At 52.7% G+C, this 26325-nt stretch carries 26 protein-coding genes; 11 read left to right on the top strand and 15 right to left on the bottom strand.

The features are described 5' to 3' along the window. From Q1L34_RS15920 to Q1L34_RS15905, 4 genes are read left to right on the top strand one after another with little or no spacing between them, the layout of a single operon-like run. The gene (locus Q1L34_RS15920) at nucleotides 1–924 is read left to right on the top strand and encodes a baseplate assembly protein (RefSeq protein ID WP_256797864.1); all 924 of its coding nucleotides are present in this window, start codon (nucleotides 1–3) and stop codon (nucleotides 922–924) included. Beyond that, entirely contained in the window at nucleotides 914–3940 is a 3027-nt protein-coding gene (locus Q1L34_RS15915; RefSeq protein WP_256797863.1) for a phage tail protein I, read from the top strand. Before Q1L34_RS15920 ends, Q1L34_RS15915 begins: the two co-directional genes overlap by 11 nt. Continuing rightward, entirely contained in the window at nucleotides 3937–4152 is a 216-nt protein-coding gene (locus tag Q1L34_RS15910) for a hypothetical protein (RefSeq protein WP_256797861.1), read from the top strand. Before Q1L34_RS15915 ends, Q1L34_RS15910 begins: the two co-directional genes overlap by 4 nt. Next, on the top strand, nucleotides 4137–5234 hold the full coding sequence (locus tag Q1L34_RS15905; protein WP_065520900.1) for a phage tail-collar fiber domain-containing protein: 1098 nt from the start codon (nucleotides 4137–4139) through the stop codon (nucleotides 5232–5234). The genes Q1L34_RS15910 and Q1L34_RS15905 overlap by 16 nt, the downstream gene beginning before the upstream one ends. A 192-nt stretch (nucleotides 5235–5426) precedes the next feature. Here Q1L34_RS15905 and drt4 read toward each other — a convergent pair whose 3' ends face one another. The 7 genes from drt4 to Q1L34_RS15870 all read right to left on the bottom strand — a co-directional run bounded on the left by drt4 (nucleotide 5427) and on the right by Q1L34_RS15870 (nucleotide 13007). Further along, nucleotides 5427–7037 carry an antiviral reverse transcriptase Drt4 gene (drt4, locus tag Q1L34_RS15900; RefSeq protein ID WP_327204148.1) on the bottom strand — a complete coding sequence of 537 codons (1611 nt, stop codon included), beginning with the start codon at nucleotides 7035–7037 and terminating at the stop codon, nucleotides 5427–5429. A gap of 292 nt (nucleotides 7038–7329) precedes the next feature. Continuing rightward, nucleotides 7330–7821 carry a phage tail protein gene (locus Q1L34_RS15895; RefSeq protein ID WP_065520898.1) on the bottom strand — a complete coding sequence of 164 codons (492 nt, stop codon included), beginning with the start codon at nucleotides 7819–7821 and terminating at the stop codon, nucleotides 7330–7332. Nucleotides 7822–7836: 15 nt separating this feature from the next. Further along, nucleotides 7837–10812 carry a phage tail tape measure protein gene (locus Q1L34_RS15890; RefSeq protein WP_327204147.1) on the bottom strand — a complete coding sequence of 992 codons (2976 nt, stop codon included), beginning with the start codon at nucleotides 10810–10812 and terminating at the stop codon, nucleotides 7837–7839. Then, complete coding sequence (locus tag Q1L34_RS15885) at nucleotides 10799–10957, bottom strand: GpE family phage tail protein (RefSeq protein ID WP_032440702.1); 159 nt, start codon at nucleotides 10955–10957, stop codon at nucleotides 10799–10801. Before Q1L34_RS15885 ends, Q1L34_RS15890 begins: the two co-directional genes overlap by 14 nt. Then, the gene (locus Q1L34_RS15880) at nucleotides 10957–11274 is read right to left on the bottom strand and encodes a hypothetical protein (protein ID WP_004131585.1); all 318 of its coding nucleotides are present in this window, start codon (nucleotides 11272–11274) and stop codon (nucleotides 10957–10959) included. The genes Q1L34_RS15885 and Q1L34_RS15880 overlap by 1 nt, the downstream gene beginning before the upstream one ends. Before the next feature lie 45 nt (nucleotides 11275–11319). Further along, nucleotides 11320–11835, bottom strand: coding sequence for a phage major tail tube protein (locus Q1L34_RS15875; protein WP_251354262.1), 516 nt, complete (start codon nucleotides 11833–11835; stop codon nucleotides 11320–11322). Next, nucleotides 11835–13007, bottom strand: coding sequence for a phage tail sheath subtilisin-like domain-containing protein (locus tag Q1L34_RS15870; protein WP_032442250.1), 1173 nt, complete (start codon nucleotides 13005–13007; stop codon nucleotides 11835–11837). The genes Q1L34_RS15875 and Q1L34_RS15870 overlap by 1 nt, the downstream gene beginning before the upstream one ends. A gap of 154 nt (nucleotides 13008–13161) precedes the next feature. Here Q1L34_RS15870 and Q1L34_RS15865 point away from each other — a divergent pair, with 154 nt between their 5' ends. From Q1L34_RS15865 to Q1L34_RS15855, 3 genes are all read left to right on the top strand, one after another. Next, entirely contained in the window at nucleotides 13162–14301 is a 1140-nt protein-coding gene (locus Q1L34_RS15865; protein ID WP_289180338.1) for a phage late control D family protein, read from the top strand. Nucleotides 14302–14344: 43 nt separating this feature from the next. After that, the gene (locus tag Q1L34_RS15860) at nucleotides 14345–14596 is read left to right on the top strand and encodes an ogr/Delta-like zinc finger family protein (protein WP_004213128.1); all 252 of its coding nucleotides are present in this window, start codon (nucleotides 14345–14347) and stop codon (nucleotides 14594–14596) included. Between the two features lie 263 nt (nucleotides 14597–14859). Then, complete coding sequence (locus Q1L34_RS15855; RefSeq protein WP_004860754.1) at nucleotides 14860–15111, top strand: putative hemolysin; 252 nt, start codon at nucleotides 14860–14862, stop codon at nucleotides 15109–15111. Here the strand turns inward: Q1L34_RS15855 and Q1L34_RS15850 are convergent. Together Q1L34_RS15850 and Q1L34_RS15845 are read right to left on the bottom strand one after the other, a co-directional pair. Further along, nucleotides 15101–15466, bottom strand: a complete 366-nt coding sequence (locus Q1L34_RS15850; protein WP_004860757.1) for a DUF488 domain-containing protein — start codon at nucleotides 15464–15466, stop codon at nucleotides 15101–15103. The two genes, Q1L34_RS15855 and Q1L34_RS15850, sit on opposite strands and share 11 nt — an antisense overlap. Then, a complete protein-coding gene (locus Q1L34_RS15845) occupies nucleotides 15453–15962 on the bottom strand; it encodes a 2-thiouracil desulfurase family protein (protein WP_004860761.1) in 510 nt (169 codons plus the stop codon). Before Q1L34_RS15845 ends, Q1L34_RS15850 begins: the two co-directional genes overlap by 14 nt. Nucleotides 15963–16153: 191 nt before the next feature. Here Q1L34_RS15845 and Q1L34_RS15840 point away from each other — a divergent pair, with 191 nt between their 5' ends. Further along, nucleotides 16154–16846: a CTP synthase C-terminal region-related (seleno)protein gene (locus Q1L34_RS15840; RefSeq protein WP_004860764.1), complete on the top strand. Its 693-nt coding sequence runs from the start codon at nucleotides 16154–16156 to the stop codon at nucleotides 16844–16846. A gap of 111 nt (nucleotides 16847–16957) precedes the next feature. Here Q1L34_RS15840 and Q1L34_RS15835 read toward each other — a convergent pair whose 3' ends face one another. Then, a complete protein-coding gene (locus Q1L34_RS15835; RefSeq protein ID WP_004860767.1) occupies nucleotides 16958–18142 on the bottom strand; it encodes a CynX/NimT family MFS transporter in 1185 nt (394 codons plus the stop codon). Nucleotides 18143–18239: 97 nt separating this feature from the next. Between Q1L34_RS15835 and Q1L34_RS15830 the strand changes: the two genes are divergently transcribed. After that, the gene (locus Q1L34_RS15830; protein ID WP_162098178.1) at nucleotides 18240–19034 is read left to right on the top strand and encodes an AraC family transcriptional regulator; all 795 of its coding nucleotides are present in this window, start codon (nucleotides 18240–18242) and stop codon (nucleotides 19032–19034) included. On the opposite strand, the gene Q1L34_RS15825 is transcribed toward Q1L34_RS15830, so the two are convergent. Then, complete coding sequence (locus Q1L34_RS15825; protein ID WP_004860772.1) at nucleotides 19018–19464, bottom strand: DUF441 domain-containing protein; 447 nt, start codon at nucleotides 19462–19464, stop codon at nucleotides 19018–19020. The genes Q1L34_RS15830 and Q1L34_RS15825 overlap by 17 nt on opposite strands. Nucleotides 19465–19597: 133 nt before the next feature. After that, the gene (locus Q1L34_RS15820; protein WP_088402496.1) at nucleotides 19598–20098 is read right to left on the bottom strand and encodes a YbaK/prolyl-tRNA synthetase associated domain-containing protein; all 501 of its coding nucleotides are present in this window, start codon (nucleotides 20096–20098) and stop codon (nucleotides 19598–19600) included. Between the two features lie 366 nt (nucleotides 20099–20464). Between Q1L34_RS15820 and Q1L34_RS15815 the strand changes: the two genes are divergently transcribed. Both Q1L34_RS15815 and yajD read left to right on the top strand, forming a co-directional pair. Continuing rightward, entirely contained in the window at nucleotides 20465–21640 is a 1176-nt protein-coding gene (locus tag Q1L34_RS15815) for a glycosyltransferase family 9 protein (RefSeq protein WP_237187990.1), read from the top strand. 268 nt (nucleotides 21641–21908) lie between these two features. After that, a complete protein-coding gene (gene yajD, locus Q1L34_RS15810) occupies nucleotides 21909–22256 on the top strand; it encodes an HNH nuclease YajD (protein WP_004860781.1) in 348 nt (115 codons plus the stop codon). A gap of 185 nt (nucleotides 22257–22441) precedes the next feature. Here yajD and Q1L34_RS15805 read toward each other — a convergent pair whose 3' ends face one another. The 3 genes from Q1L34_RS15805 to Q1L34_RS15795 all read right to left on the bottom strand — a co-directional run bounded on the left by Q1L34_RS15805 (nucleotide 22442) and on the right by Q1L34_RS15795 (nucleotide 26239). Then, nucleotides 22442–23773, bottom strand: a complete 1332-nt coding sequence (locus tag Q1L34_RS15805; protein ID WP_064357156.1) for a carbohydrate porin — start codon at nucleotides 23771–23773, stop codon at nucleotides 22442–22444. Between the two features lie 393 nt (nucleotides 23774–24166). Continuing rightward, on the bottom strand, nucleotides 24167–24820 hold the full coding sequence (locus tag Q1L34_RS15800; protein WP_180553973.1) for a DUF1345 domain-containing protein: 654 nt from the start codon (nucleotides 24818–24820) through the stop codon (nucleotides 24167–24169). Nucleotides 24821–24955: 135 nt separating this feature from the next. Continuing rightward, nucleotides 24956–26239, bottom strand: a complete 1284-nt coding sequence (locus Q1L34_RS15795) for a YeaH/YhbH family protein (protein ID WP_004860790.1) — start codon at nucleotides 26237–26239, stop codon at nucleotides 24956–24958. Nucleotides 26240–26325 lie beyond the last annotated feature (86 nt).

The raw sequence follows: 26325 nt of genomic DNA, 5'->3' as shown, positions 1-26325 counted from the left end.
GTGCAAACGTCCGTCGATTTATCTCAGATCCCGCAGCCTGATATCGTCGAGGTGCCGGATTTTGAAACGGTGCTGGCTGATATCCGGGCGCTTATCGTGGCGGCCATGCCTGCGGATCTTCAGGCTTCTGTGTCTGCTGCGCTGTTGCTTGAATCTGAACCGATGGCCGCGCTGGCTCAGGCATTCACCTATCGCGAGATCAATCTGCTGCAACGTATCAATGAAGCCGTGCGCGCGGTGCTGCTTTCCAGCGCCCTGGGGGCGGATCTCGATCAGGTCGCGGGTAATTTTGACACTGAACGTCTGCTGATTAATGAAGCCACCGACGAGGCAGACGCCGTATACGAAAGCGATGAAGAGCTGCGCGCCCGCACGCTGCTCTCATGGGCGCGCCTGAGCACGGCAGGTGCCCGTAATGCCTATCACTATTTTGCACTGGGAGCTGATGCGGATGTGCTCGACGTGCGCGCCTATGGCCCGGAGACGCATGATCAGGAGGGCCGCGTTTTCCTTTACGTGCTGTCACGTACCGGAGATGGGACCGCCCCGCAGGCGCTGCTCGATAAAGTCCTGGCAGCGGTAAACCCGGAAGACGTGCGCCCGATTACGGATTATGTGGCTGATTACGTCCGTTCCGCTGTGATTGTGAATTATCAGGTGGTTGCTGACATTTACGTCCCTTACGGCGTGGACACCGCCACGGTGCTGGAAAAAGCCACTGCCGCACTGAACGAATATACCGCCTCTGTGCATCTTATCAACGCCACCGTTGCGCGGTCGGGCATCGACGGGGCGCTGCATCAGGACGGCGTTGTCACTGTCGATTTGCATTCACCGGCCGCCGACGTCGTGGCGACGATGGGCGAAGCGCCTCATTGCACCTCTGTGAAAATCAATCTTGTGGTGATGGACTATGACCGCTAATTATCCCGCCAGCATTCTGCCACCCAACGCCACCGCCGTGGAGCGGGCCATCGACAGGGCCAGCGCCGCCGCGCTGGAGAGGTTGCCGGTATATCTGATCCGTTGGGTGAAAGATCCTGACAGCTGCCCGCTGGCGCTCCTGCCGTGGCTGGCGTGGGAATATCAGGTTGATACCTGGAATATTAACTGGTCAGAGCAAAAAAAACGCGATGCGATCAAGCGCGCCCACTACATCCACCGCCATCGCGGTACGGTCGCCGCCGTCCGTCATGCCCTGGTGGACAGTCCTTTCGGGACGGATATTGTTGAATGGTTCAATCAGAACCCGAAAGGGGATCCGTATACCTTTCGCCTGAACGTGTATCAGAACGATTTGCCGGTGACGGAATACGACCAGCAGGATCTGAAACTGGCGGTGCTGCGCGCCAGGAATCTGCGCAGCTGGTTTTCAGTTCATGTATTTGGCCGACTTCAGGGAACCTCATATGCGGCCGGTTACATGTACGCCACGGAGAAAATCACGCCGCGCTTTGTCCCGTTGCAGGTGGTTTTATCCCGCTACGAGTTGAATCTGGCCCCTGGTAACGCGGAAACGGTCATGGTGACCATCCTCCCTGAATACGCGGAAGATAAAACCTTTACGGTAACCACGTCGGATAAAACAATTGCGACCGCCAGAATAGTCAACGGCGCTATTCTGGTTACGGGTGTGAAGCGGGGCACCTGTTCGGTCACCGTCACGACGACTAACGGCGTCAGCGCGGTGATCAACGTGAAAGTGGTCGCGGTGATGAAGTTCATTACCCGCATCGACAGTGCAACCAGGCCAATATTCTTTGCTCATATGGACGAGGGTTTCACGGTTGACTATGGCGACGGTATTGACAGCCGGGATTACCGTTTCGATCCTGCCAGTGAAGCTTCAGGTTGGGTTATTCCGACACGTGAATTAGTACAAGGAGAGGAATACACCATCACGGTTAAGAACACGGAAACCGCCTGTCTGCGCAGCCGTTTATCTAACTATTCTTCGAAACTGAACCCTGTTGTGGAATTGATTAGTGTTACAGGGGAAAGAGGTCATCTTTCAGGGTTCGCTTTGGATACCACCGGATTAATGGCTATTCGTCCCGGAGCATTTGACGATTTGCCAAACGTGAAAAACTGCAAAAATATTTTTACCAACTGCTCATCGCTTACAGGTATTCCGGCATCGTTGTTTGCTCGCATGAAGATAGAGGATTTTTCAGACGCATTCAGAGGGTGTACATCGCTTACTGAGGTTCCATCGGGGCTATTTGCAAACCAGCCTGATGCGATCGACTTCTCATCGGTATTTGCAGGCTGCACCGGCCTGAACAGTATCGGCAATAATCTGTTCCACCGCTGTGTTTCTGCGGTGAATTTCAGTTATGCGTTTGATGGTTGCTCAATGCTTGCAAATATCGGCACGGGAATATTTACAGGATGCGCTTCAGCAGGGACATTCTCTTATAGCTTCAGAGCGTGTAAAAATCTTCTTGCCTTGCCTACTGATATGTTTGCGGATGTTCCGGGCGGCGCATTCACCGGCGTATTCCAGAATTGCGCGGCACTGACAGCAATCCCCGCAAACCTGTTCAAAACATGTTCTGAAGCGAATCATTTTGGTGGTGCATTTACTGGCTGTTCGCAGCTTCTTTCTGTTCCTGCCGGCCTGTTTGCAGGTCTGGCGAAAGTCACCTATTTCGGGACAGTCTTTTCTGGTTGCAGTTCACTGAAAACGGTCGGCGCGGGTTTATTTGCCGGGTGCAGCCTGGCGCAGACATTCGCGTCTGCATTTTACAGCTGCCGCTCTCTTGAAACTGCAGCGAAAGATATTTTCAGCGGCTGCGGAGAGGTGACAACCTTTGCCAGTACATTCTATGGTTGCAGCAGCCTGACGGCGCTCCCGTCCTTTGCTGACTGCGCGAAAGTCACCACTTTCTCATACGCTTTTGCTAACTGTGGCTCGCTCACGAAAATTGATGCTGATGCTTTTGCTGAGAAAGCGCTGGTAACGACATTCACATACGCTTTTGTAAACTGTACTTCGCTGGTTTCTGTGGGGGACGGCGCATTTCGGGGATGTAGCGCGTTAACCAGCCTGGGCTATACATTTTCAGGTTGCCGCTCTCTGGTTTCTCTCGCGGGAGATATGTTTGACGGTTGCGCCAAAGTGACAACCGTCGATTTCTTGTTCGAAAAGTGCTCCGCGCTGGCTGGACTGCCAAAACAACTATTCAGCGACATGGTGTCCCTGAAAGGGATGGGATCGACATTCCGGGATTGTACTTCACTCATCGCGCTACCATCCGGCCTGCTCGATGGTTGCATTAATCTCACTTCGTTAACGCTTACATTCTCGGGCTGTACCTCACTGGCGGTATTGCCAGGCGATTTACTGAAAAACAACACGTTGCTTACCAGTGCCGGATCAACATTCTACGGTTGTACCTCACTGGTAAACATTCCGCCGGCGCTGTTCGCGTCCTGCTCGCTTATTACCTCGTTTGGCGCCACGTTCCAGAATACCGGAGTGGAGGAAATACCGGAAAACCTGTTCAGCGGCAACCCGCTGGTGACCTCTTACGGCCAGACCTTCAGGGGCTGTAAAAACCTGCGCTCAGTGCCAGCCGGTCTTTTTGCCGCCAGCATAAGTGCCACGGTATTCACGAATGTCTTTTCGGAATGTGGTGCGCTGGAAGTCGTCGGGGCGGGATTACTCAACACCACGGCGGTCACGACGGTGGGTTATCTGTTTGACGGCTGCGCGTCATTACGCAGCGACGTTAACACGATCTTTAATTTTGCGAGTTACCCGGAGATTGTCACCACAACGGCAATATTCAGGAGCTGCGCATTACTGGCCGGCAAAGGCCTGGCATTTATGGGCAAAGTGCCGAACGTCACCGCGCACTATTACGCGTTTTATGCCTGTGCGGGCCTGGACGATTACGACGATTTACCCGGCAACTGGATAACGAACAAACTATGAAAACATTCAATCAATTAAAAAGCCTGATCGACTTTTGTCAGACCGATGCGTTTTTCCTGGAACACCTGAACCGGCTTCAGATCGCTGGCGTGATTTATCTAGATGAAGGCGATATCGATGCTGAGCGCAAGACTGTGAGTGATGATTTTTATGATCGTCTTGCCAGCGTGTATGGCATTGAAGCAGAGGAAACACTATGGCAACAGGACTGACACTAACGACGGCGGGCGCCGCTGAAATCGAGGCCGCGTATCAGGCGGGGGAGGTTGTGGATATTACCGCCGTACTGATCGGTGATGGTGGCGGCGTGACATTGCCGACCGATCCCGATGACCTGGCGGCGGTGACGGCGCTTTTTGGTCAGTTTGGCCGTGAAACCTTTGACTCTGACTCAAGCTATGAGGGGTTTATCAGTGGTCAGATTGTTATCAATTGCAGGGATTATCCGGGTAAGACGCTCAGAGAGGCGGGGCTGGTCAGCGCTAAGGGGACGCTCATCGCTTACGGCACATACCCGGCGACATACCTCCCGGCGCAATCAGATTCCATTATCAAAGAGATCATTCTGACGCTGGTGCTGACGTTGACCCATACCTCAAGCGTGCAGCTTGTTATCGATCCGGCGCTTGCCACTCTCACGCAGGAAACGGGTGATAAACGCTATCTGCGGCGAGTACAAAATCTTTCTGATTTAAACGATACCGAAGAGGCCCGGGATAATCTGGGGCTGGGAAACTCAGCCACGCGGGACGTTGGCACCGAGGCGGGAATGGTAGCTGCGGGAGACGACTCGCGCATCACCGGCGCACTTAAGAAAGAAAATAATCTTTCCGATCTGAGTGATACATCCGAAGCCCTGAAGGCACTGGGACTCAACAGCGACGGAACGGCCTATAGGGCAATTGTTGACGCCATTTTTTATGTCGGAATCGTTGTCGCAGGTGAGAAAAGCCCTGCGGAGCGCTTTCCCTGGCAGACCTGGGCTGACTTAAGTGAAACCTTTGCTGACAGGGTGGTGCGGATTAGTTCTCAGTATGGCGTTACCGGCGGAAGGAACAAGGTGAAGCTTGAAGCCGATAATTTGCCTCCACACTGGCACCGCTCTGGTGACAGGTCGCCGGGGGCTACATGGGATCCGAACACAACTCATGGAACAGATAATCAGAAAAGTGGACCGCTGGCGCTTACTGAGGGAACCTATATTGATGCGTCAGGCCTGGAGGAGTCCGCAAACAAAGAGATAGATGTGACTAACGAATATGTCTCTGTGTGCATGTGGAGGCGCACCGTATGAACAACACATGACAGTTCCAGACTTAATACAACATTTAGAAAAGTATGGGGGCATGGTTTATTAAATAATAAAATAAATGCACACACGATGAAATATGAGGTTATAATTTTCAAAATACATCAAATGGAAAACGTTATTGGATGTTGAACATTAATGAAAAATTAGCCTCTATTGAAAGAGGCTAAGGTGAAGTTACGAGAAATAGTTCTCAAAACTGATTGCTTCATCACCGGGTTCAAGGAACGGATTATTTAATAAGTGACAATAAGTTTCAGCTTTTGTTAGTTCATCATTATTTGGCATGAAATTAACATCATAGTCTTTCATTATTTTAAAACAACTGTCATTTTTATATGGATTTTCACTTTTGCCAGCATAAAAGCGCTGGTAAAATAACACCCAGTATTTGTCAATGTCATATAGATAATCTTGCGCAAGAATGTCTTTTGTTAAATTTTGGATTTTTTCCTCATAAGTTCCAATTTTGTCTAAAATACATAAGCTCAGACAGTCGCCATTGGTGAATATCCTATCAATAATATCTTCTTCAATTGCAATGTCGTATTTTAAGAAAAAATATAGAATCCATGCCATCCCGTCGGAATATTTGTTTTCTGCGCACATCCTTAAAATTTCGTTTAATTTAAGTTTGATTTTATCATCAATGTCTATCTTAGAGTGCAATGTCTCCAGGTATGGAATCAAAATTGGGTAATGCCAACACAAATTCAAAATATAATCATAGGTTTCATTGATAGTTAAGTCATCAATTTTGTTTATTATCAATGATATTGCAAATTTCAAAATGCTTCCATTGCCATTGGTTATATTGAGTTGTACAGCATAATCTAAGAAACTGATGACCTCAGACAAAGTCAAACGGTCAAGGTCTGGATTTCGGAAATATTTCTTTGAGGGTGAGTTTATGTTTAGCAATGAAATCCAATCATCGTTTAAAGTGCTTGGGAGCGCAGTTATCTTTGTTTTATGCAAATTCAATGAAAGCTTAAGTTTAGAAAGCTCAACACCTAATACATGCAAAAAGAACCTAGCTTCTTCATGTGTTTTGCAATAGCAAGTATAATCATCAATGTACCTTCTAAAAACAAAGCCTCTTTCATTTAATATCTTATCAACAGAGCTTAGGATTATTTCACAGACAATGCTTGAAGTCGCTGGGCCAACTGGAACTCCATGTGTCTCATTCCTGCGGGCGTGCCTTTGCAAAAAATCCAGTTGATCGCTCCAATGTTTCTCTTGATTCTTGGGGCGTTTTGTTAGTGAATTCTTGGCGGTGTTAATCCCTAAGACTGCCCAGGGTATTGAGTGTGAGTATATGTTGTTGTAACAACCGGATATATCAGTGTTAACTTTAAATCTTCTTCCAAATCCATCATTTAATTCTCTTAGAGTTTTAGTTTCGGCCTCTTCATAGTTCATGATAAAGATACGCCCATCAGGGTGCATTTCTGGCTTAATCATGCTGTTCGGGTTTTCTTTAATAACTTTTATTTCTTCCCAAGAATTATACAAGTGCTTAGCCAGTAGTGAGTATGGTCTAGGGTGAATTAATGATAACACTCTAGGGAAATTGTTATATCTAGTTGAAGAGTACTCAACGCAATCATATCCTAGTGGGCGTTTTTCTGAAGGCGTATTGGTAATTATCTCGGCAATTTCTGGTGTGAATGTTCTTGACGTGAAACATGGTGGTATTTCGGATATAGAACCTTTTTGGTTAGGGAAGTAATTATGCCTTAATAAGGCCTCGTACAAGTGTCTTTTTTCATCGAAAATAATCATATGGCCTCGCTGTGTTATGGTGGTGACTAGCTTTGAAAATTAATCATACCATGTGCGAGTCTCAATTTCTCGATTTATGTTTAGCTGGCTTTTTGAGTCTTTATCGTACTGTTTAAGCACGTTTTCAGAAAAAATGTTATGTCAATATAATCCAAGGTTAGGTGAGAGCACTTAAACCATCATAGCAATCAGCTTATTTATTGCTATCTGTACTTTTAATGTGCCACGAGTGTAAGTTAACTAAGCTATATGACTTGTGTAGAATAGCGTTATAATTGAACAAGCTAAGCCATCAGGATGCATGACCTACGAGATTACTAATCGCTTTATTTAGGGCAATCTCAGTGCCTTCTTTTAGGGTGGCAATTAACTCACTCACTGAGGCACTTTGCAGTCGTTCCCTGATATCTTCATCAACCCGCTGCAACGAGAGTGTGAATTCTATTTTTTTTGCTTTGCCGTAGCGATCGAACTCCTGATGCGTCTCCTGCAAATCCGTGATGACATACATCCCGTAAATGGACCCGACGCCATCGATCAGTGGCCAGGCCAACCCTGTGTAGGCCATCGTTGAAACTGCACCCAAAGACAGGTTGCCGCCGGTAATTTCAGGGTACAGCAGCCCACCCAGCGTCAACTGGTTCTCGCCGGCGCCAACGTACTGCCATTTTGCGCTCCGGCCCACACGGTCATTCTTAACGTGCCGCCAGTTACGGGACAGCTGCAATTGCTGATAGGGCAGTGTCCTGAGTTCAAATACAAAGAGCCCGAATACCATCATCATAGTTATTACTCCAAATTAATCGTTATCCCGGAACGAACCCCGGGCAGCGCGTTGCTGTTTGTCAATTTCCGCGCGGACAGCCTCGCCAACAAGTCGCGCCAGTTCGCGCGGATTGCTGCTCTGAATGCCATGCAGATGGATGTGAATATCACCGGAAAAGCTATTATCTGAAGCCGCAGCCGCCGTGTGGGTGTCTTGATTTCGGCGTACCGGTTGCCATGCCTGCGTCTGTTTTATCAATGGTTCGCCAGCGGCAATAACCGGGCGAGCGCTGACAGACTGGCGGACAAGTTTCGACTCCTGCCATTCACCACGTACTGCAAGGGCTGGAGGGAGATTTTTAAATACAATGTCACCCGGCCCGATACGTTTGCGCTTTTCCTCATCTAAAAGGCCTTTGGTGTTATCAGCGATTTGGCCCAGCCGCCGCTCTGTTCCAGAGTTAACCCCGAGCACATTGGGCGGCGGTGCGCTGCCTTTGCTTGCAGGCTTTTCAGACGACCATTGCCACTCCCTTTTAACCATGCGTCCGGATTTTTCATCCCATTCCCACATAACCGGAATAGCCCTGAGTCTGGCTGCTTCCAGCCTGGCTCTTTCAATGCCATCGGGGATGAGATCGAGCTTCTCCAGTAACCAGCCGACGCCTTCCATTAACTTCTGAAGCGGCCAAAGCAGTACGCTAAGTGCGGTCCCCAGGACCTCTCCAAATGTCTGCCCGGCGCTGGCGCATTTGTTTAGCGCCTCGCGACTCTCCTCGACGGGGGTTAATACTTTTTTAAACCAGTTCCAGACGTTTTTGACGCCATCCCCAATGAGTCCGAAAACGGGCGCCAGCCGGGAAAATGCGTTATGAACTGGCGCTAACCCCTGGATGACGCCTGTAAAAAAACCGCTAAAGAAGGCTTTAATTGGTCCCCAGTATTTCCAGATCAGTACCCCAGCCGCTACAAACGCAGCACCCACTAAACCGATTGGGCTCAACAGCATTGATAATCCGCCGCCCAGCGCCGCAACTCCGCCTTTTACAATGCTGAAGAGAGCAGGGATCCCCGTTAGTCGGATCGCCAGCCCGCCAATGCTTTTTGACAGGGCGCTGATAGCAGTCCCCGGAGAGGTAAAGGCGCCAAGTAACGCGCCGCGCAGTGGTACCATCAATCTGGTTAATACGCCGAGGCGTCCGGCCAGGCCGCTGAGTAAAGCACCCCATCCGCTAATTTTTGCCAGTGAACTGCTGCCCACAGTACTCAATATGCGGAACGCTGAAACCGTACCTCCGATGCCGCTCCCGCCGGACAGCAGCGCAAACCCCAGCCTGAGCTTTGCAAGCGGCCCTAAAAGTAGACCAGCAACTAATGACATACCGCCAATTACTGCGGTTAATGCCAGTGCAGTACCACCGGCGAGTAACAACGTTTGTGAAAGTCTGGGGTTTTCTTCTACCCAGCTTTGGACAGTGCCAATAACCCGGCTAAGCCCCTGTGTCAGTCTGCGCAATGGACCGTCTACTGTCTCAGCCACAGAAATGCGAAACGCCTCCCACGCGCTGTCCAGCTCCTTTAAATCGCCGCCAAGATTGTCTTTCTTTTTGTTAGCGACGGCGAGCGCCTCCTGGTTTCTATGGGCTTCAGCGATTTGTTCATAGAGTGACTGAAGGTAGCCATCACCTGCGCCGTTGACCAAAGACTGGAGGCTCGTAAAACCCTCTTCTCCGGCGATATCTTTAAAAAATGAAACCTGATCCACCTCGCCGAAGCGGGAAACGCGTTTTTGTAGATCGAGAAGAATATCGAATGGGCGACGCATCTTCCCGCTTGCGTCGGCGGTTTCTACACCCAGCTCTTTAAGCGCTCTCTTTGCTGCCGTAGTAGGGGAGGCGAGTCGGGAGAGCGAGCGACGCATTGCCGTACCGGCCTCGCTACCGCGAATACCCACGCGCGCCAGCGTGCCGGTCATGGCTGCGGCTTCTTCCAGGCTAATCCCAAGTCCCGCTGCTACTGGCCCGACAACTTTCATTGTCTCGCCGAGGCTGCTAAGCGTGGTATTGGTACGGGTAAATGTACCTGTCAGCACATCGCTGACGCGGTCCATTTCTCCGGCATTGAGGGAAAACTGAGAAAGAATGTTTGAGCTGATGTCTGCCGTTTCGCCTAGTTCCATGCTGCCTGCCAGCGCCATATTGAGCACGCCTGGCAGTGCGGCACGGATAGCATCTGGCGTGAAGCCAGCCATCGCGAGAAAGGCCTGGCCGCTGGCGGCGTCACGTGTGGTGAAGGCGGTTTCAGCACCGAATTTTTTTGCCTGGGAACGCAGAGCGGTCAGTTGTGAATCGCTTTTATCGAGCCGCGTCAGTGCCTGGACGTTTGACATTTCCTCATCAAAACCAACCGCAGGCGACAGGAAGCGTCCGGCGCCGTACCCGGCAGCGGTTGCTGTACCTAATGCTATGGCACCGCCAGAGCGCAACTTTCCGGCCATCTGCTGTGCACCCTCGTAACGTTTACGAGCTTGAGTGACCGCAGCAAGTTGCCGTTTTTCCCGTTCAAGGGATTGGTTGTATTGTTCTGTGCGGCGTATCGCGTTACCGATGGTGGCACTACTACCTGAAAGCATGACGCCATGCTGGCGCAGGGCTGATGCACTTTCACGAAGGCGGGCCACTTCCGTCACGCGTTTTGCGGTCAACCGATCAAGCCGCTCACCCAGTCGCGACATCATTATTTGCTGTTTTTCTGTCAGCGTCCCGTTTTTACGTTGCGCTTCTGACAAGCCATCAAAGCGGGCACGGGCACGTGAGATGGAACGATCGGTTTTGCCGACGGCCGCGGTCATTCGCTGAAAAGTGGCACTGCTCTTATCGAGCCCTTTCAGGGTGGATTGTGTTTTTCTGAGGGAGTCGGAAAGGCCGCCCGCACTCTGGCGGGCAGCATTAACGGGGCGGGTAAATCTGTCGATAGCGCTGAAAGCAACGCGGATATCAAGATTCTTCATCACTGGCACCACTTCGAAGCGCCGCCCGCTTGCGCCAGGCTATCACCTCGCCAAGATCCATGCCGAAAACTTCAGAGGGCGGCCAGTTAAAAATAACGGCAATATCAGCAACCAGATCGTCGATCTGGTCAAACGCAACGGTGATTACTCGCTCTCCGTCTCCGCCACGTTCGACGCTCCAGGCTCCGGCGGATTCAAGAAAGGGACCAGAAGCTCTGCCAGCCCGATAAAGTCCAGAGTGTGCATTTCGTTGATTTCTTTTTGTGTCAGCGCAGGCGCGGTGACTCGCGTCAACAGCGTGGCAATTGAGTCTGCATCCATATTGGCAACGCGGATAAGATTCAGGCCGCGCAACGATCCTGCCTGACTGATGGCGCCGGTGATTTCCACCTGACCGATCTCACTGTCTTTACGAACTACCGGCTGCATCAGCGTGAACAGGTTTTTAGTTTTTTTAGCCATGTTAAAAATCTCCGGGCGGCATCTTTGCCACCCTCTGAAAGGTTATTAATTGCCCATGCCAAGGGCGGAGGTGATGCGGTCCGGGAACATGTTCTGACCGTTCTTTTTGTAGATGAAGTTCAGCAGATCGATTTCGATAATGGGCTGATCATCAATGGAGAATTTGTAATAGGTGGATTTAAAGGTGTAGCTTTCCTCCGTATCTTCCCCCTGTTTTGAATCTCCGCCGTCAAGCTCGGTAAATCGCCCGCGCAACTCGACCTCAACCAGCTGACTGTCGCCGTCGGTGTAATACTCACCCGCAAAGCGCAGCCGCGTGCCGTCAATTTCTGCCCCAAATTCGAGGAAAAGAGTTTTGATGACGCCGCCAAAAACAACAGTGGAATCAAGTGCGCCAGCCTCAAGACCGAGATCAACACCGACCGCACCCAGCATGCCACCGCCCTGATAGTCCTCTACCTTTCGTGACAGTTTGGGGCGAGTGAAAGAGGTCACTTTTCCCAGAAAGTTGTCGCCGTTAACAAAGCAGCTAAAAAGCCGCAGTTTGTGAGGAATAGCCATTATTCACCCCCGAGCGACGCGAACGTCGGTTCGTAAAAATCATCAGTAAAGGTCTGGTATAGCGTCAGATCTTCAAGCGGTGGGACCGGGCTGTAGCTATAGCGCACAATCAGTTTTCCCTGGCGCAAATCCGTGGTGCCGTTGTCCAGCGTGTCATACCAGCAGTCAGCGCCGATAAGCTGACCGGCAGTGACTTTTTTGCTGAGCGCAGAGCGGATGCCGCTTACCACATCTTTCACGTTGGCCGGAGTGAGCGGGCTGTCAACAGAGGTAAATTGCGCCTCCGCGATACTGTCCGCCAGGATCTGCGCGGTACGGGTAAACACCTCAAAAGTGTAAGTTTCGGTGTCCGTGGTGCGGTTACCCCAGAAGCGGAAACCGTCACGCTTGATAAGCGTTGTGATTTCGTTGTTGTTCAGCTCGTTGGCGTCGCTGTCTTCTGCCTGCAATGCCCAGAACACATCTTTCGAAATACCCAGAACGTTATTCACTACAACGTTGGACAGTGATTTGTGCCAGCCCTGGCTGTTATCAATAGCGGCGCGCAGGCCGCAGGCGTAAGCCGGGGCGGGAAACGTTTCGTTATCATCCGTCAGGGGGTTGTAAGCGATGAAGTCCGGCCAGATAAGCATAAGCTCTCGGTAAGCGAAGGTTTTTCGATAAGCGATAGCCTCCGCCATGGTCGCGCAGCCGTTGCAACCGGCATAAACAAAAGCCCGAAGATTCTGGGCAATCACGCAAAGCTGTGACGTTACCTCCTCGGTGTCGTAGTCCGGTACCGCCAGGATGCGCGGACGATAGCCGGTTTTGGCTTCCGCCGTCAGCAGGGCATACATTCCCGTATAGCTGTCGCCATCTGTTCCGCCAATAACGGCCTGGGACTGGCTGGCGCCGTTACCGGAAGCCTCTTTCACCCGGACAATCACAACGCGCGGGCTGCACTGATCGGAAATTGCTTTGAGGGCTTTGTAAAGTGACCCGGTTTTACCTGCCTTGCCGAGGACGTTACGCACCCGTGTCAGCAGAACCGGCGTATTGAGCGGGAAAGTTTCCGGATCGGCGTCATCAGCAACCGCAACAATGCCGATCACGCTGGAATCAATGTCATTGATTGCCTGCTGTAGGTCGGTATTTTCGCGAGAGCGGACGCCGTGAAAACGAGTTTCAGACATAAGTTCACCATCATGTTGCTCTTTAAGTTCAGGGCAATATTCAACGTTAAGTCTGCTGGCGTCGCCTGGTTGCCGGTCTGCCCGTTCGCTGACAACAAAAAGGGATTCAGCCCCGCGCGCGGGCATGGAATCATCAGCAAAAAACGGGGGAGTTATGTCGATAGCAGACACGCTAACAACAGCAGCCGAAACGTATGTAGAAAAATTAAGTGAGGTCGTAAAGGCACCGGATTTTAGTATCACGCTGGGTGGGGTTGCCCTGACCGAACTGGCCGACCGCATCACCTCGCTATCTGTTACAGATAACAACGGTTTTGATGCTGACCAGCTAACCCTGTCAGTAGATGACTCTGACGGAGTAACAGATTTACCCCCACGTGGTGCGGAGCTGGCGGTGTCCATCGGCTGGCTGGGTGAGGCGTTGATTTACAAAGGTCTCTACACCGTTGATGAGGTGGGGCATAGCGGGCCGCCGGATGTTATAGACATCACCGCGCACAGCGCTGATTTTCGCGAAGAGATGAACGTCAGGCGGGAGGTGTCCTGGCATGATTTGACGGTAGAGCGGGTGGTATCGGCCATAGCCCGGCGCTATGACCTGAAGCCGATGATTAGCGAGGCCTTGATCGACATTGAGATCGACCATGCGGATCAGACCGAAGAGAGCGACATGTCGTTTTTAACGCGCATGGCGGAGATGTTGGGGGCCATTGCCACAGTGAAAAATGGCTGTCTGCTGTTTATCCTGCCAGGGGGAGGCGTCAGTGCATCCGGCAGGGCGCTGCCATCGGCTGAGATAACCCGTGCCAGCGGAGATCGTCACAGGTTCCGCATTGCCGATCGCGATGCTTACACCGGCGTGAGGGCGTACTGGCTGGATCTTAATTTCGGCAAGAAAAAACCGGTCAAGGTCACTAAGCGAAAAACAAATACTGCCAGAAAAAAGGCTGAGGAGAAAAGCAGCCGGCCGGAGGGGGATTACATGGAGGGCGCTGAAGGTAACGTGTATGTTTTGCGTAAAACCTATCAGAACGAAACGGCGGCCAGGCGCGCAGCTGCGGCAAAATGGATACAGCTCCAGAAAGGCGCGGCACAGTTTTCGATAACCCTGGCGCGCGGCCGCGCCGATTTATATCCGGGTATGCATCTGAACGTGTCGGGCTTTAAGCCTGAAATCGATAATCAGGATTGGATCATTGCCAGAGCGGAACATGTGATCGGTGATAATGGATTTACCACGAAAATGGAGCTTGAGGCGAAAATAATCGACTGGATTGCAGAAACTGAACAGTAGCGGCCATAATAGGCGTGAGTTCAACTCCCTATGGGAGATCATCATGTTTGTTTGTCCCTACTGCGGCGCAAACGCCCGTACCCGCACCAGCCGCCGGTTAAGCGAGTTCACTATCCGGCAATATCATCAATGCCAGAATCTTGAATGCAGTGAGTCATTCACGACTCTTAACACCGTAGAGCGCAGAGTAACGAAGCGCTCAACCAGCGCAGATCCATTGCCGCCAGGATTCATCCCCGGCGACGCTTTCCCGGCTTCTCATTACGGGAACAGTCAACTTAGTCTTGCAGTATAAAAATAGCCCCCTGGAAAGGAGGCTATTCTTGTCAATGTGGTCGATATGTGGACATTTTTGAAATAAATCCTTTTATTTCAATTTATTAAATCCCAAAAAAAAGCCCCGTCGGGGGCGACGGGGAAAACTCATTGATTATGGAATGATCTGTTCTCTGGTCAGTTCGAGAACAAGCGCTACTCTACGGGGCAAAAGTGTAGTTAAAATGGAGAAACCATGAAGAATCAGGGCAAATACGTGCTCTGTGCAAAGAAGGAGCAGAAATGAAGTGGATGATAATGCTGCTGCCGCTGGCCCTGGCCGGCTGCGCGAAGCAGCCGCAGCCGCAGGATGCGCCGCCGCCGCCGAAGTCTATCGGCATGGCGAACCCGGCCTCGGTTTACTGCGGTCAGAAGGGCGGTAAGTTGATACCGGTTCAGACGCCGCAGGGCGTGCGCAGCGACTGTAAGCTGCCCGGCGGGGAAACCCTCGATGAATGGGAGCTGTGGCGCCGGGATCACCCCGCTAAGGCGTAGCCTCGCCGGCAGACAGGTTTTCCAGCCACTCAGCCAGCACCAGCGCATGGTTTTGCCGGGTATCTTTGGCGGCATACAGCAAGGTTAATGGCTGTTGGCGAGCCAGCCCGGCGAGACGCAATCCTTCGTCGCGCCGGGCGTCGAGTTCTTCGCGATACTGTTGACTGAAGCTGGCAAAATCGATCGCCTCGCCGTGGAACGCTTTACGTAGCGCCGAAGAGGGCGAGAGCGATTTGCACCATTCATCGTAGCGCAAAGCCTCTTTTTTCATACCGCGCGGCCAGAGTCGGTCAACCAGGACGCGGTAACCGTCGCCGGGTTCTGCCGGATCATAAACGCGTTTACAGTGAATCATCGCTATTTTCTCTCTGTTGCATCCAGGCGAGGAGTTGGGGTAGCTGTCGGTCGGAAAAAACGGCGATGCCGTGTTCACGCAGTAGCGCCGCCGCCACGCCTGACCCCGGCTTTCGCTGCCCGCTGAACGTCCCGTCGTAGATAAACTGGCTGCCGCAGGTCGGGCTGCCGTCGGTTAACAACGCGGCCTTACAGCCGGCTTCCTGTGCGGTGCGCAGGGCCAGCCATGCGGCCAGCTGATAGTGCGGAGTGACGTCCTGACCGTCGCTCTCAACGATACGCGCGCGGTCCTGCATGACATCCGTGCCCTGGGCGTGAAGGATTTCGGCCGGGAGTCGGGGGACCGGCAGCCCGGCGGCGAGCTCCGGGCAATGAATCACCAGCCGACCGTCGCGCTGCCAACGTGCCAGCGCGTCGGCAAGCTGCGCTTTTTGGCTGCCATTATAGCGAACCTGAAACCCCATCAGGCAGGCGCTGACTAAAATTTTGCTTTTCATAGGCGGTCCATCATTGTTTCTCTGCGCTATACAATAGCGCCTGCGCGCGGAAATTACCCGCCTACAAAGCAATCCAAAAGCGCGAAGGACCTTCTGGCGCGGTGAAAACAGGGGTTGTGTTCCGCGACGGAGATCGCTAATCTGAGGCTCCTTGTGTTGCCCGAAAATCGCTCTGACATAAGGATCCTGCTATGAACACCCCCCTGCGTATTGCCCTGGTTGGCGACTACAATCCTGACGTGATTGCCCATAAAGCTATCCCCCTGGCTATCGACGATGCCGCCGCCGTGCTGGAACTGCCCGTGCGCTATGACTGGCTGGCAACTCGTGATATTCACCATGCCGACGCGTTGGTGGATTACGATGCTATCTGGGTGGTGCCCGCCAGCCCGTATGAAAATGCCGAAGGCGCATTTACCGCCATTCGCTACGCGCGCGAAAACAGCGTGCCTTTCCTCGGAACCTGCGGTGGTTTTCAGCACGCGATAATCGAATATGCGCGTAACGTGATGGGCTGGCAGGATGCGGCACATGCTGAAACCGATACCGAAGGACGGATGGTGATAGCGCCGCTAAGCTGTTCGCTGGTTGAAAAGTCGGACACCATTGAGCTGCGCGCTCATACCCTGATAGCCCGTGCGTATGGCCGCGATCATATTGAAGAGGGCTACCACTGCAACTATGGTATCGCCGACAGCTTTGCCCGTGAACTTGAGCAGGGAGAGCTGCGGGTAACCGGATGGGATGAAGAGGGGGAGATTCGCGCGGTGGAGCTGGTCACGCATCCGTTTTTTGTGGCGACCTTGTTCCAGCATGAACGTCATGCCCTGGAAGGGCGTCCCGCACCGCTGGTGCAGGCGTTTTTACATGCCGCAAGCCAATAAACTCACCGCCGGTTAATCTTCCAGGATTCAGTTCGCATTGCCGGTGCCGCCCCGGACGCGCGGGTGAGCAGGAAAATATTGCCGCCATCGTAATGGCGGCTTATCAAAGCGCTATCCGTTTATCTCCCGGTCGCGACCGGCCAGCGCGCCGAACAGGGCCATAACGACTGAAATCAGCGCCACGGCGAGAAGCGGGATCTGCCAGTCGCCGTTGGCATCATGAATTTTCCCCATGAGCGGTGGTCCGCAGGCGGCCAGCAGATATCCGATAGTCTGCGCCATCCCCGACAAAGCCGCTGCCTGATGCGCAGAGTTTGCGCGCAGGCCGATAAACGTCAACCCCAGAATCATGGTTGCCCCCGAACCGAAACCAAAGACTAGCGTCCAGACTACCGCCTGTCCCGGCCAGAACCACAGTCCGCAGGCGCTGATGGCGCACATCAGCGCTACAATGATCGCGATGGCACGCTGGTCTTTAAGGCGATGAAGAATCAGCGGAATTGCCAGCCCGGGGGCGGCGGTGGCCAGCTGGAGCAAACCATGCAGAGAGCCCGCCTGCGCTTCGCTGTAGCCAAGGCTCTGCAGAATGGCCGGCAGCCAGCCAATAATAACGTAATAGACCAGCGAGTTGATGCCGAGGAACAGGGTGACCTGCCAGGCGAGCGCGGAGCGCCAGATTCCGCGATTGTGCATGGCGCCGGACCCGGTGAGCGGCGCGGTCGCGGTCTTGCGCGTTTGCGGCAACCATACCAGCAGCGCCAGCAGCGGAAAGACCATTAACATCAAGAGTGCGCCGTGCCAGCCGAAACCCGCCAGCGCCAGCGGCACCACCATGGCTGAACCCAGCGCGGCCGCTCCGCCCATAGTGATCGAGTAGGCCCCGGTCATCCTGGCAACATGCTGTGAGAAGTCGCGTTTGATCAGACCCGGCAGCAGAACGTTACCGAGCGCAATTCCGCAGCCGATGATCGCCGTACCGCCGAACAGCAAGGCGGTGGAAGGAAGCGAACGCAGTCCGATACCCAGACAAATAAGGACTAGCGCCACCAGCAGGCTGCGCTCAATGCCCAGCCGGCGACCGACGCCTGCCGCCAGCGGTGATACCAGGCCAAAGGCCAGCAGCGGCAATGTGGTGAGCATCCCGGTTTGTGCGGTGGAGAGACCATAGTCAGCGCGAATGGCGTCGAGCAGCGGGGCTGCGCCGGTAAAAGTCACGCGTAGCGTGGAGGCAATGAATAAAATCCCGGCAATCAGCAGCAGATGACGGCGGCCGGTAGAAGGCAAAACAGAACTCATGGCAATCTCTGACGAGTAAACAGGGCGGCTACAATAGCGCGTTTGCCGATGGTTTAAATCAAGCTAAAATGACAGATTATCGCTAATATCGGACAAAATCATGATAGGACTTGGCCTGGATGGCTACGATCCGGACAGCGGCCATGAATCGGCCCTCGCGTTTCGTATTCAGGTGGTGGAAGACGAGCAGTTCATCCCGCGCCATCAGCACCGCAAAGGCCAGCTGATCCTCGCCTTGCATGGGGCGCTCACCTGCGAGGTGGAGAACGCGATGTGGATGGTGCCGCCGCAGTATGCGGTGTGGGTACCGGGTCAGATGCCCCACAGCAACCGCGCCACGCCGGGGGCACAAATCAGTTTTCTGTTTATTGAACCGGATGCTGCGCCAATGCCGGCGCACTGTTGTACCTTAAAAATTTCGCCTCTGGTGCGCGAGCTTATCCTGACCCTTGCCGGACGTCACGGGGAGGCGTTTGCCCATCCGACAACGCAACGGCTGGTGCAGGTGCTGTTCGATGAGCTCCCGCGACAGCCGCAGGAACATCTGCAGCTGCCGGTTTCGCCACATCCGAAGATTCGCCAGATGGCGGATTTCATGGCGGTTGATCCGGCCCGCTGGCAGACGCTGGCGCAGTGGGCGGCAGAATTCGCGATGAGCGAACGGAATCTGGCGCGGCTGGTGGTGCGCGAGACCGGACTGAGCTTTCGCCGCTGGCGACACCAGCTGCAGCTGATCCTGGCCCTGCAGATGTTGATTCGCGGGCAAACGGTCCAGCAGACCGCGCAAACGCTGGGATATGACTCGACGACCGCGTTTATTACGATGTTTAAAAAGGGGCTGGGCCAGACGCCAGGGCGCTACCTGGCGAGTCTGGTTACGACTTCCCGATAAACAGCGAAATAATGCCGGCGGCGATCAGCGGGCCAACCGGTACGCCGCGGAACAGCGCTACGCCAAGGACCGTGCCGACCAGCAGTCCGGCGACCAGCTGCGGCTGCGAGCCCATCAGCGCCACGCCGCGTCCGCCCAGCCACGAGACGAATACGCCCACGGCAATCGCCAGCAGCGACTTCCAGTTGACGAACGAGTGCAGCAGCGTCGACGGCGGCAGCGTGCCGCTGGCAATGGGAGCCATTACGCCAATGGTCAGAATGATAATACCGATCGTCAGCCCCTGTTTTTCAATCCACGGGAAAAAGACGTTGAGCGGTGTGACGCGAACGATGATTAAAACGAGGATAGAAATAGCCACGGTGGTGTTATGGCTGATAAAACCCAGCGCGGCCAGCCCGAGCAGAATAAACAGGGTTGTATCGAACATGACGGGAGATCCTTGCCAAAATAATAAGCCTGTCTACTCTACGCGTAATAGCGTGAATAGACAGGCTTTTTTTGGCCAGTGACCGCGTTTCCGGGCATCTGCACAATTTGGCGTGGCGGTGAGCCATCACCTCTCAGCTTTCGCGGCGAAAGGCGAACAGCTCCGGCCGGGCAATGCGCAGATAATCCTCGGTGTTCAGGATAATGGATTTATCCAGCTGGCCGGCGTTAAAGGCAATCTCAGGGTAGCGATCGAACAGCAGCGGATCGGCAATCAGCCGCAAATCCGGGTGAAAGCTGAACGGTGGGATGGCGCCAAAAACGCAGGCGGTGAGCGTATCGACTTCCGCCGGACTGGCCAGCGATGCCTTGCTGCCGCCGATATGCTGCGCCAGGCGTGACAGGTCCGCCTGTTGGTCGGCGGCGAGGATCGCCAGGACATGCTGGTTCACGCCGTTCCCTTTGACTTTACAGACCAGCGCTTTTGCCCCCTGGCCCAAAGCGGTACCGCGAATCTCCGACACGGCCTCACATTTCCCCACGGCCTCATGTTCCACGACGCGATAGTGGGCCTGGTGCTGTTCAAGCAGCGCGAGCAGCTGACGGTGGGTGTTGCGTTTTTCCGGCATGTTCATCTCACTCTTTCCATCATGACAAAGTCGTCAGCATAATCGTCTTCACACCAGATGAGAACCAACGGAACCTGAGGGGGCATTTTGCTGCTGATTTCTTGCGCGGTGAATGTTCGACCGAGGAGAGAGACAGACGACATGATGCGTAACGATGAATATCTCCGCGAGCGGTGAGGGTCAATTCGTATTTCTCATCGGATTATTCGCATTTAATTCATAATTTAGGCAATTTCTCTTCAATTTATCGCTGGCCAAAGCACCGATCCCAACAAAATGGAAAGAATTTATTAAGCAATAGAACTTTTCTCATTTTATTGAGTCCTTAACAAAATCGATAGTGGTGCGGTTAATTGTGGTGACGAGGATATGATGATGGACAACACAGCGGTGCGGGTATCCCCAAAGAAGTTTAAAAAAATAAGGGAACTTAACAGACGCCGTAATTATTTTACAAAAAGAGTGCGTAACGCCTTACGTGTTTATATTGCAAAAACGCTGTGGGATAGCCCTGCGCGGTCTGAGCTGGATTTATCATCGGCAAAAACGGTGCTGCTGATGCGCAATGAAGGCGCTATCGGGGATGTGGTTGTCGATTCCGCATTGGTTAAGTGCCTTCATCAGTCTGGGTTTATCGTGGATTTCCTGCTGACAAAATCGAATAGCCAGGTGATGCGGTATCATCCGGGCATTCGTCGGATCTATGAGGCTGAGAATGTAGCCTCCGGTGATTTCCTGCGTAAATTTACCCATAATGTTCCTGAGTCCGTTATTAATGAGCTTGCGAATAATAAGTATGACATTGTTATCGATCCCTCTTTATTCGATATGCCCATACACCGGATGCTGTTATTGCGACAAATAAAAGCAAAATCGGTTCTGGGGTTTAATAAATGGGCATCGATTAATCATTATTCAAAATCCTTTGATTTTGATTGTGAAAACTGGCATGTCAGCCAAACCTATACGTTTATCGCCGAGTATCTGAATCTGGATAAAAAACATCTGGAGCGCTATGACCTCCATATTCCAGAGGATATTTATCAGCAAACCCGGCAGTATCTGGCGGGGTTTGTCGGGCGAAAAGTCATCATTAATATTTTTGCCGGGCATCCGGACCGCAGTCTGTCGCAGGCGCAGTTGTCATCCCTGATCGGCAAACTGCAGGAGGCTTATCCCGATGTACAGATTATTTTGCTCGATCACCGCAATGAGATCCGACTCCCGCTGCCAGAAAAGGTGAGCATTAACCCCTTCAAAACGCTGCATCACGCCATGGCGCTGATTGCCGAGGCCGATCTGATTATCTCACCGGATACCTCGGTGGTGCATATGGCGGCGGCGTGGAGAAAACCGCTGGTGGCTATCTATAAAGATGTGCGCATGAACAACCGATTGTGGGCGCCGGGATATGACAACGCGCGGCAGATCATTGTCAAATGCGGCAAGGTCCATCAAATGGAGAATCTGGCCAGTCTGATTATGCGTGAGATTGAAGGCGGCGTGCTGGCAAAAGAGCTCGCGCGGGATTGTCTGAACGATCGATAATCGTCGCTGCCGGTAAAGAGTCAGTCCGGCAGCAGGGCGTCATCCTGTGGCCAGCGATACAAGATCGCTGGCTTTTTTATGCGTCTTTATGCGTCAGATTTCCGCTCAGCCAGCGCGCTAGCAGGAGCGACAAGGGGGATTTGCGCCGCAGGGATTACCCGTCATACGCCATATCCTGTTGCGCTTTCATCAGACCTTCTGTTCCCTTGCGGAGCAGATTGGGGGTACTATCTAACCCATTATCTCTTTGTAACAGGTAACATCTCCAATGGCTCTGATCCCTAAAAACTATGCCCGGCTGGAAAGCGGCTATCGTGAAAAAGCATTAAAAATCTATCCGTGGATATGCGGGCGCTGCTCGCGGGAGTTTGTCTATTCCAACCTGCGTGAATTAACGGTTCACCATATCGATCACGATCATACCAATAATCCGGAAGATGGCAGTAACTGGGAGTTATTGTGTCTGTACTGCCACGATCATGAGCACTCCAAATACACCGAGGCTGACCAGTACGGGACGCGAGTGGTGGCGGGGGAGGATGCGCAAAAAGATGTGGCCGCCGCAACCTATAACCCCTTTGCGGATTTAAAATCGATGCTCAATAAGAAGTCATAAAATCAGCTATCTTCCCTGCGGGTTCAGGGCTGTCTGAGCAGCCCTGCCACGCGCCTCTTTGCGTGGATTCCGATCCGGCTATCTCCGCGACCGTGCTGCCCGGCGTATTCACTCAGACAGAACCCTGCGCCGGTTTGCCGACTGCGGGCAGCTTATGCCAGTCGCCCGCAGCGGACAGTCCATTATTACCAGAAGACGTTAGCCTGAATACCCACAGCCCAGGTATCGTTGTCCAGACCATTGTTGAAGGACGATTCGCTGGCATCCGTCCAGTTATCCCGGTCGCTATCGTAATGGCTGACGAATACACGCAATTCTGGCTTATCGCGACCGTAGGACAGCGCCTGCGCAAGGGTGTATTTTGCCCCGCTGCGATCGTAGTCAGTCCCGTTAACCGTTTTCTTGTCGTCGAAATAACCCATTTCAAGGTAAGTCCGGGTGTAATCAGACCAGTGATAGGTCACTTTCGCGCTGACGGACGCCGTTGACGCATCGCCTTTATCACCATTCCACAGCTCAACATCGTTGGCGGCAGCATAGTTCAGCGCATGGCTGACATCCCAGTCCGCGGCAACCGGGATAGTGCCGTAGTTACGCAGTGCCCAACCTTCACCCTCTTTAACCGTGCCATTGAGCGTGTCCGCAGCACCAAAGGTCACGCCTTGCAGGGCGGAGCCTTTGCCATAATACTGAATAACCGTATTGTTAACGCCTTTGTCGAAGATCTGCTGCTTCAACACCACCATCGCGGTTTGGCCATCGACATAATCGTGGTTGGCTCGCTCTACTTGCTCATCGTTGGCATCTGCGTGCAGGTATTTATAACCCACCGCCAGCGTTGCGCCATCCCACAGAGGCTGGCTGTCATACATCAGTTCAAGTTGATTGGAATCGATCAGCTGCTGGGCGTCCACTTCGCCTTCGGCGAAGGCTGAAAGATCTTCATCAATATCGCGATGTAAGAAGGCGACAGACAGTTTTCCCTGACCGAGACTCATTTTTTCAATACCGCCGCCGACGTTGGTATGGTTCCAGAAATCGTAGTCGTTAGCGTCAATGCTGTATTTATTATACTGGCGGATACCCGCCCAGGTTGTTTCATCCAGGCCCATAAAATTACGGAACTGGATATTCATGTTTTCCCAGCCAAACTTATTTTCGTGGCTGCTGTTGGTGTCGCCGTCGTACATATTGATCATCGTCTGGATATATACAGACTGGCTTCCTGAACGATATAATTCTTTACCAAAACCAACTTCCGCGTAGGTGTCAAATTCATTACCCAGACGACCGAGTTTATTTTTCTCGAAGCTGCCGCCGGTTGCGTCTTTCATCGAACCACCGCCGTCACTGGCCCCCATGCCTGAACGGAAATACCCATAAAAATCAATGCCAGCCAAGGTGTCGGTGGCGGTGACGGTTTTGGATGGGGCATCTGTTTTATCATCTGCTAATACGGCTGTGGACACCATTGAAAGTGACGACGCAATGGCAAGGGGTAATAAAGATTTTTTCATTAATTAATTCCTGGTGTTTTAAAATATAAGTTCCGTAACAAATTGCACGGGATTTAATTATTAAATCTCAGCCGCGGCTGGTGGCGGTTAAAATGTAAAATATTTTAATTGCTATAAAAGAATATTAATTTTTCAGGCAGCATTGCACGTTCAGGCATAGTGTATGGTGTAACCTCTGGCTCTAAAACAGCACATTTATTTAAAAGTAAATATTGCCCTTGCGGAATATTAAATTGTGGACTAGCGCACAAAAATAAGCGTTTTAAACGGCAATGCTGACCCTAAGGAACCGGTCGGGAGAAGGAGGGGCGGGGGGAAGGGCAACCTTCGTCGCGTCATGTTGGAACGACAGCCGGCTTTCTTGCTGCGCCAGTTGAAACGGATTCGGAGAGACTAATTCAGCAGACCTGCGCCGACGTTGACCGACAGACCCAGTATTGCGAGATTGAACACGAAGGAGATAACCGATTGTAGCAGCGTGATTTGCCGGATCCCGGTTGTCCCGGTGGCCACATCGGCGGTTTGTGCGGCCACCGCAATCGTAAACGCGTAGTACAGGAAATCCCAGTATCCAGGCTCCTCCGGCTTTTCAGGAAATATCATCGGGGTGACCTCCTGCGTCCGATGCAGATAGTGCTGATGGGCATAGTGCATAGCGAAAGAGCTGGGCACGAGGGCCCAGGAGACAATGAGGGTTGTCACCGTCAACAGGAGATGGACCACGCGCGGCGTGCCGGAGAGCTCTTTCAACGCAGAGAGTTCGCTTAAAATGGCGACGATGCTGGCCGCACAGGCCACAATGACTATCGTTAGCACGAGCATCGCGCTTTGGTCCTGTAACCGGGCAATGCGCTGAATGCCCGATACATCAGTAATCAACATGCGGATCCAGATAAAAACCAGATAAGGCCATGCCAGCGTATTCCAGCCGATCAGCACTCTTTGCAAGGTCCCGAGCTGTGTCGGAAGCAAGAAAAAACAGACAACGCCCAGAACGATTGAAATCAGCAGGGGCAGACGAACGTAGAGGTGGGCGGTCAGACGCATAGTGGCAGTCGCTTCCAGTCAGGCACTGATTGAGGCTTATTCAGACGTCATTATTTGAATTGAAGCGCAAAAACTCAACGGCCAGCCTTCAAAGAAAACAGTCAGGATCTTAATGTAACTGACTGTTTTTATTGGCTAGTTTCTGGCCTCGGAACCCTGCTTGTGGAACAGTTCGCGGAACACCGGATAGATATCCTCCTGATCGCGAATGTGCTGCATCGCAAAGTTCTCAAAGGTTTCCTGCAGATGCTCATATTCGCGCCACAGCGTCTGGTGCGCGCGGCGGGTTATTTCTATATAGCTGTAGTAACGTACCACCGGCAGAATATTTTTAGCCAGCAGTTCATGGCACAACGGTGAATCATCCGCCCAGTTATCGCCGTCCGAGGCCTGCGCGGCATAGATATTCCACTGCGACGGATCGTACCGTGCCTTAACAACCTCATCCATGAGCTTGAGGGCGCTCGAGACGATAGTGCCGCCGGTTTCCTGGGAGTAGAAAAACTCGTGCTCGTCCACCTCTTTGGCCTGCGTATGGTGGCGAATATAGACGACCTCAACGTTCTTATAGGTCCGGCTGAGGAACAGATACAGCAGGATATAAAATCGTTTGGCCATATCCTTGGTAACCTGATCCATCGAACCCGAGACATCCATAAGACAGAACATAACCGCCTGACTGGACGGCTCCGGGCGTTTTTCGTAATTCTTATAGCGCAGGTCAAAGGTATCGATAAAAGGCACGCGTTCGATTTTTGCCCGCAGCTCGGCGATTTCCCGACGTAAACGCTCCTCTTCCAGCAGCTGCGCCGGTTCGCTTTTGGCTATGGTGTCCAGATCCTCCTCAAGCGCCCGTAGTTCGCGACGCTTGCCCGCCGTCATCGCCGTACGTCGCGCCAGCGAGTTTTGCAGGGATCGCACCACGCTGATATTGGCCGGCACGCCGTTGGCGGTAAAGCCAGCCCGGTGAGTTTTAAATTCGGTGAGCTGGCGCTGCTGGTTTTTCTTCAGGTTCGGTAGGGCGAGATCCTCAAACAGCAGATCCAGATACTCATCTTTCGATATTTGAAAGACAAAACCATCCTGGCCTTCGCCGTCGGCGCTGGCCTGCCCTTGACCGCTCCCGCCACCGCCGCCGCCGCCCTGAGGACGCTCGATGCGGTCATTCTGTACAAAGTGGTCGTTTCCCGGATGGACGCGGTTACGCAGCCCCCCGCGTCCCTGATGAAACATCGGTTCGTTGATATCATCCGTCGGGATAGAAACGGATTCTCCGCTGTCAATATCCGTCACTGAACGCTTATTGATCGCCTCGGAGATGGACTGTTTAATCTGCGCCTTATAACGGCGCAAAAAGCGCTGGCGATTCACCGCACTTTTATTCTTTCCGTTCAGGCGCCGGTCTATGAACCAGGTCATATGCCCTCCTGTGCTGCAATTGCCAACCTTACGCTGCGACGGAAATGCCGGATGGCGCTGAGCTTACCCGGCCTACAGGTCGCTGT

Origin of the sequence: Klebsiella ornithinolytica (genome assembly GCF_030505655.1) — a bacterium.
Classification (GTDB): Bacteria; Pseudomonadota; Gammaproteobacteria; order Enterobacterales; family Enterobacteriaceae; genus Klebsiella; species Klebsiella ornithinolytica.
The sequence above is the reverse complement of the archived record's forward strand: the minus strand, read 5'-3'. Positions and strand labels throughout refer to the sequence as shown.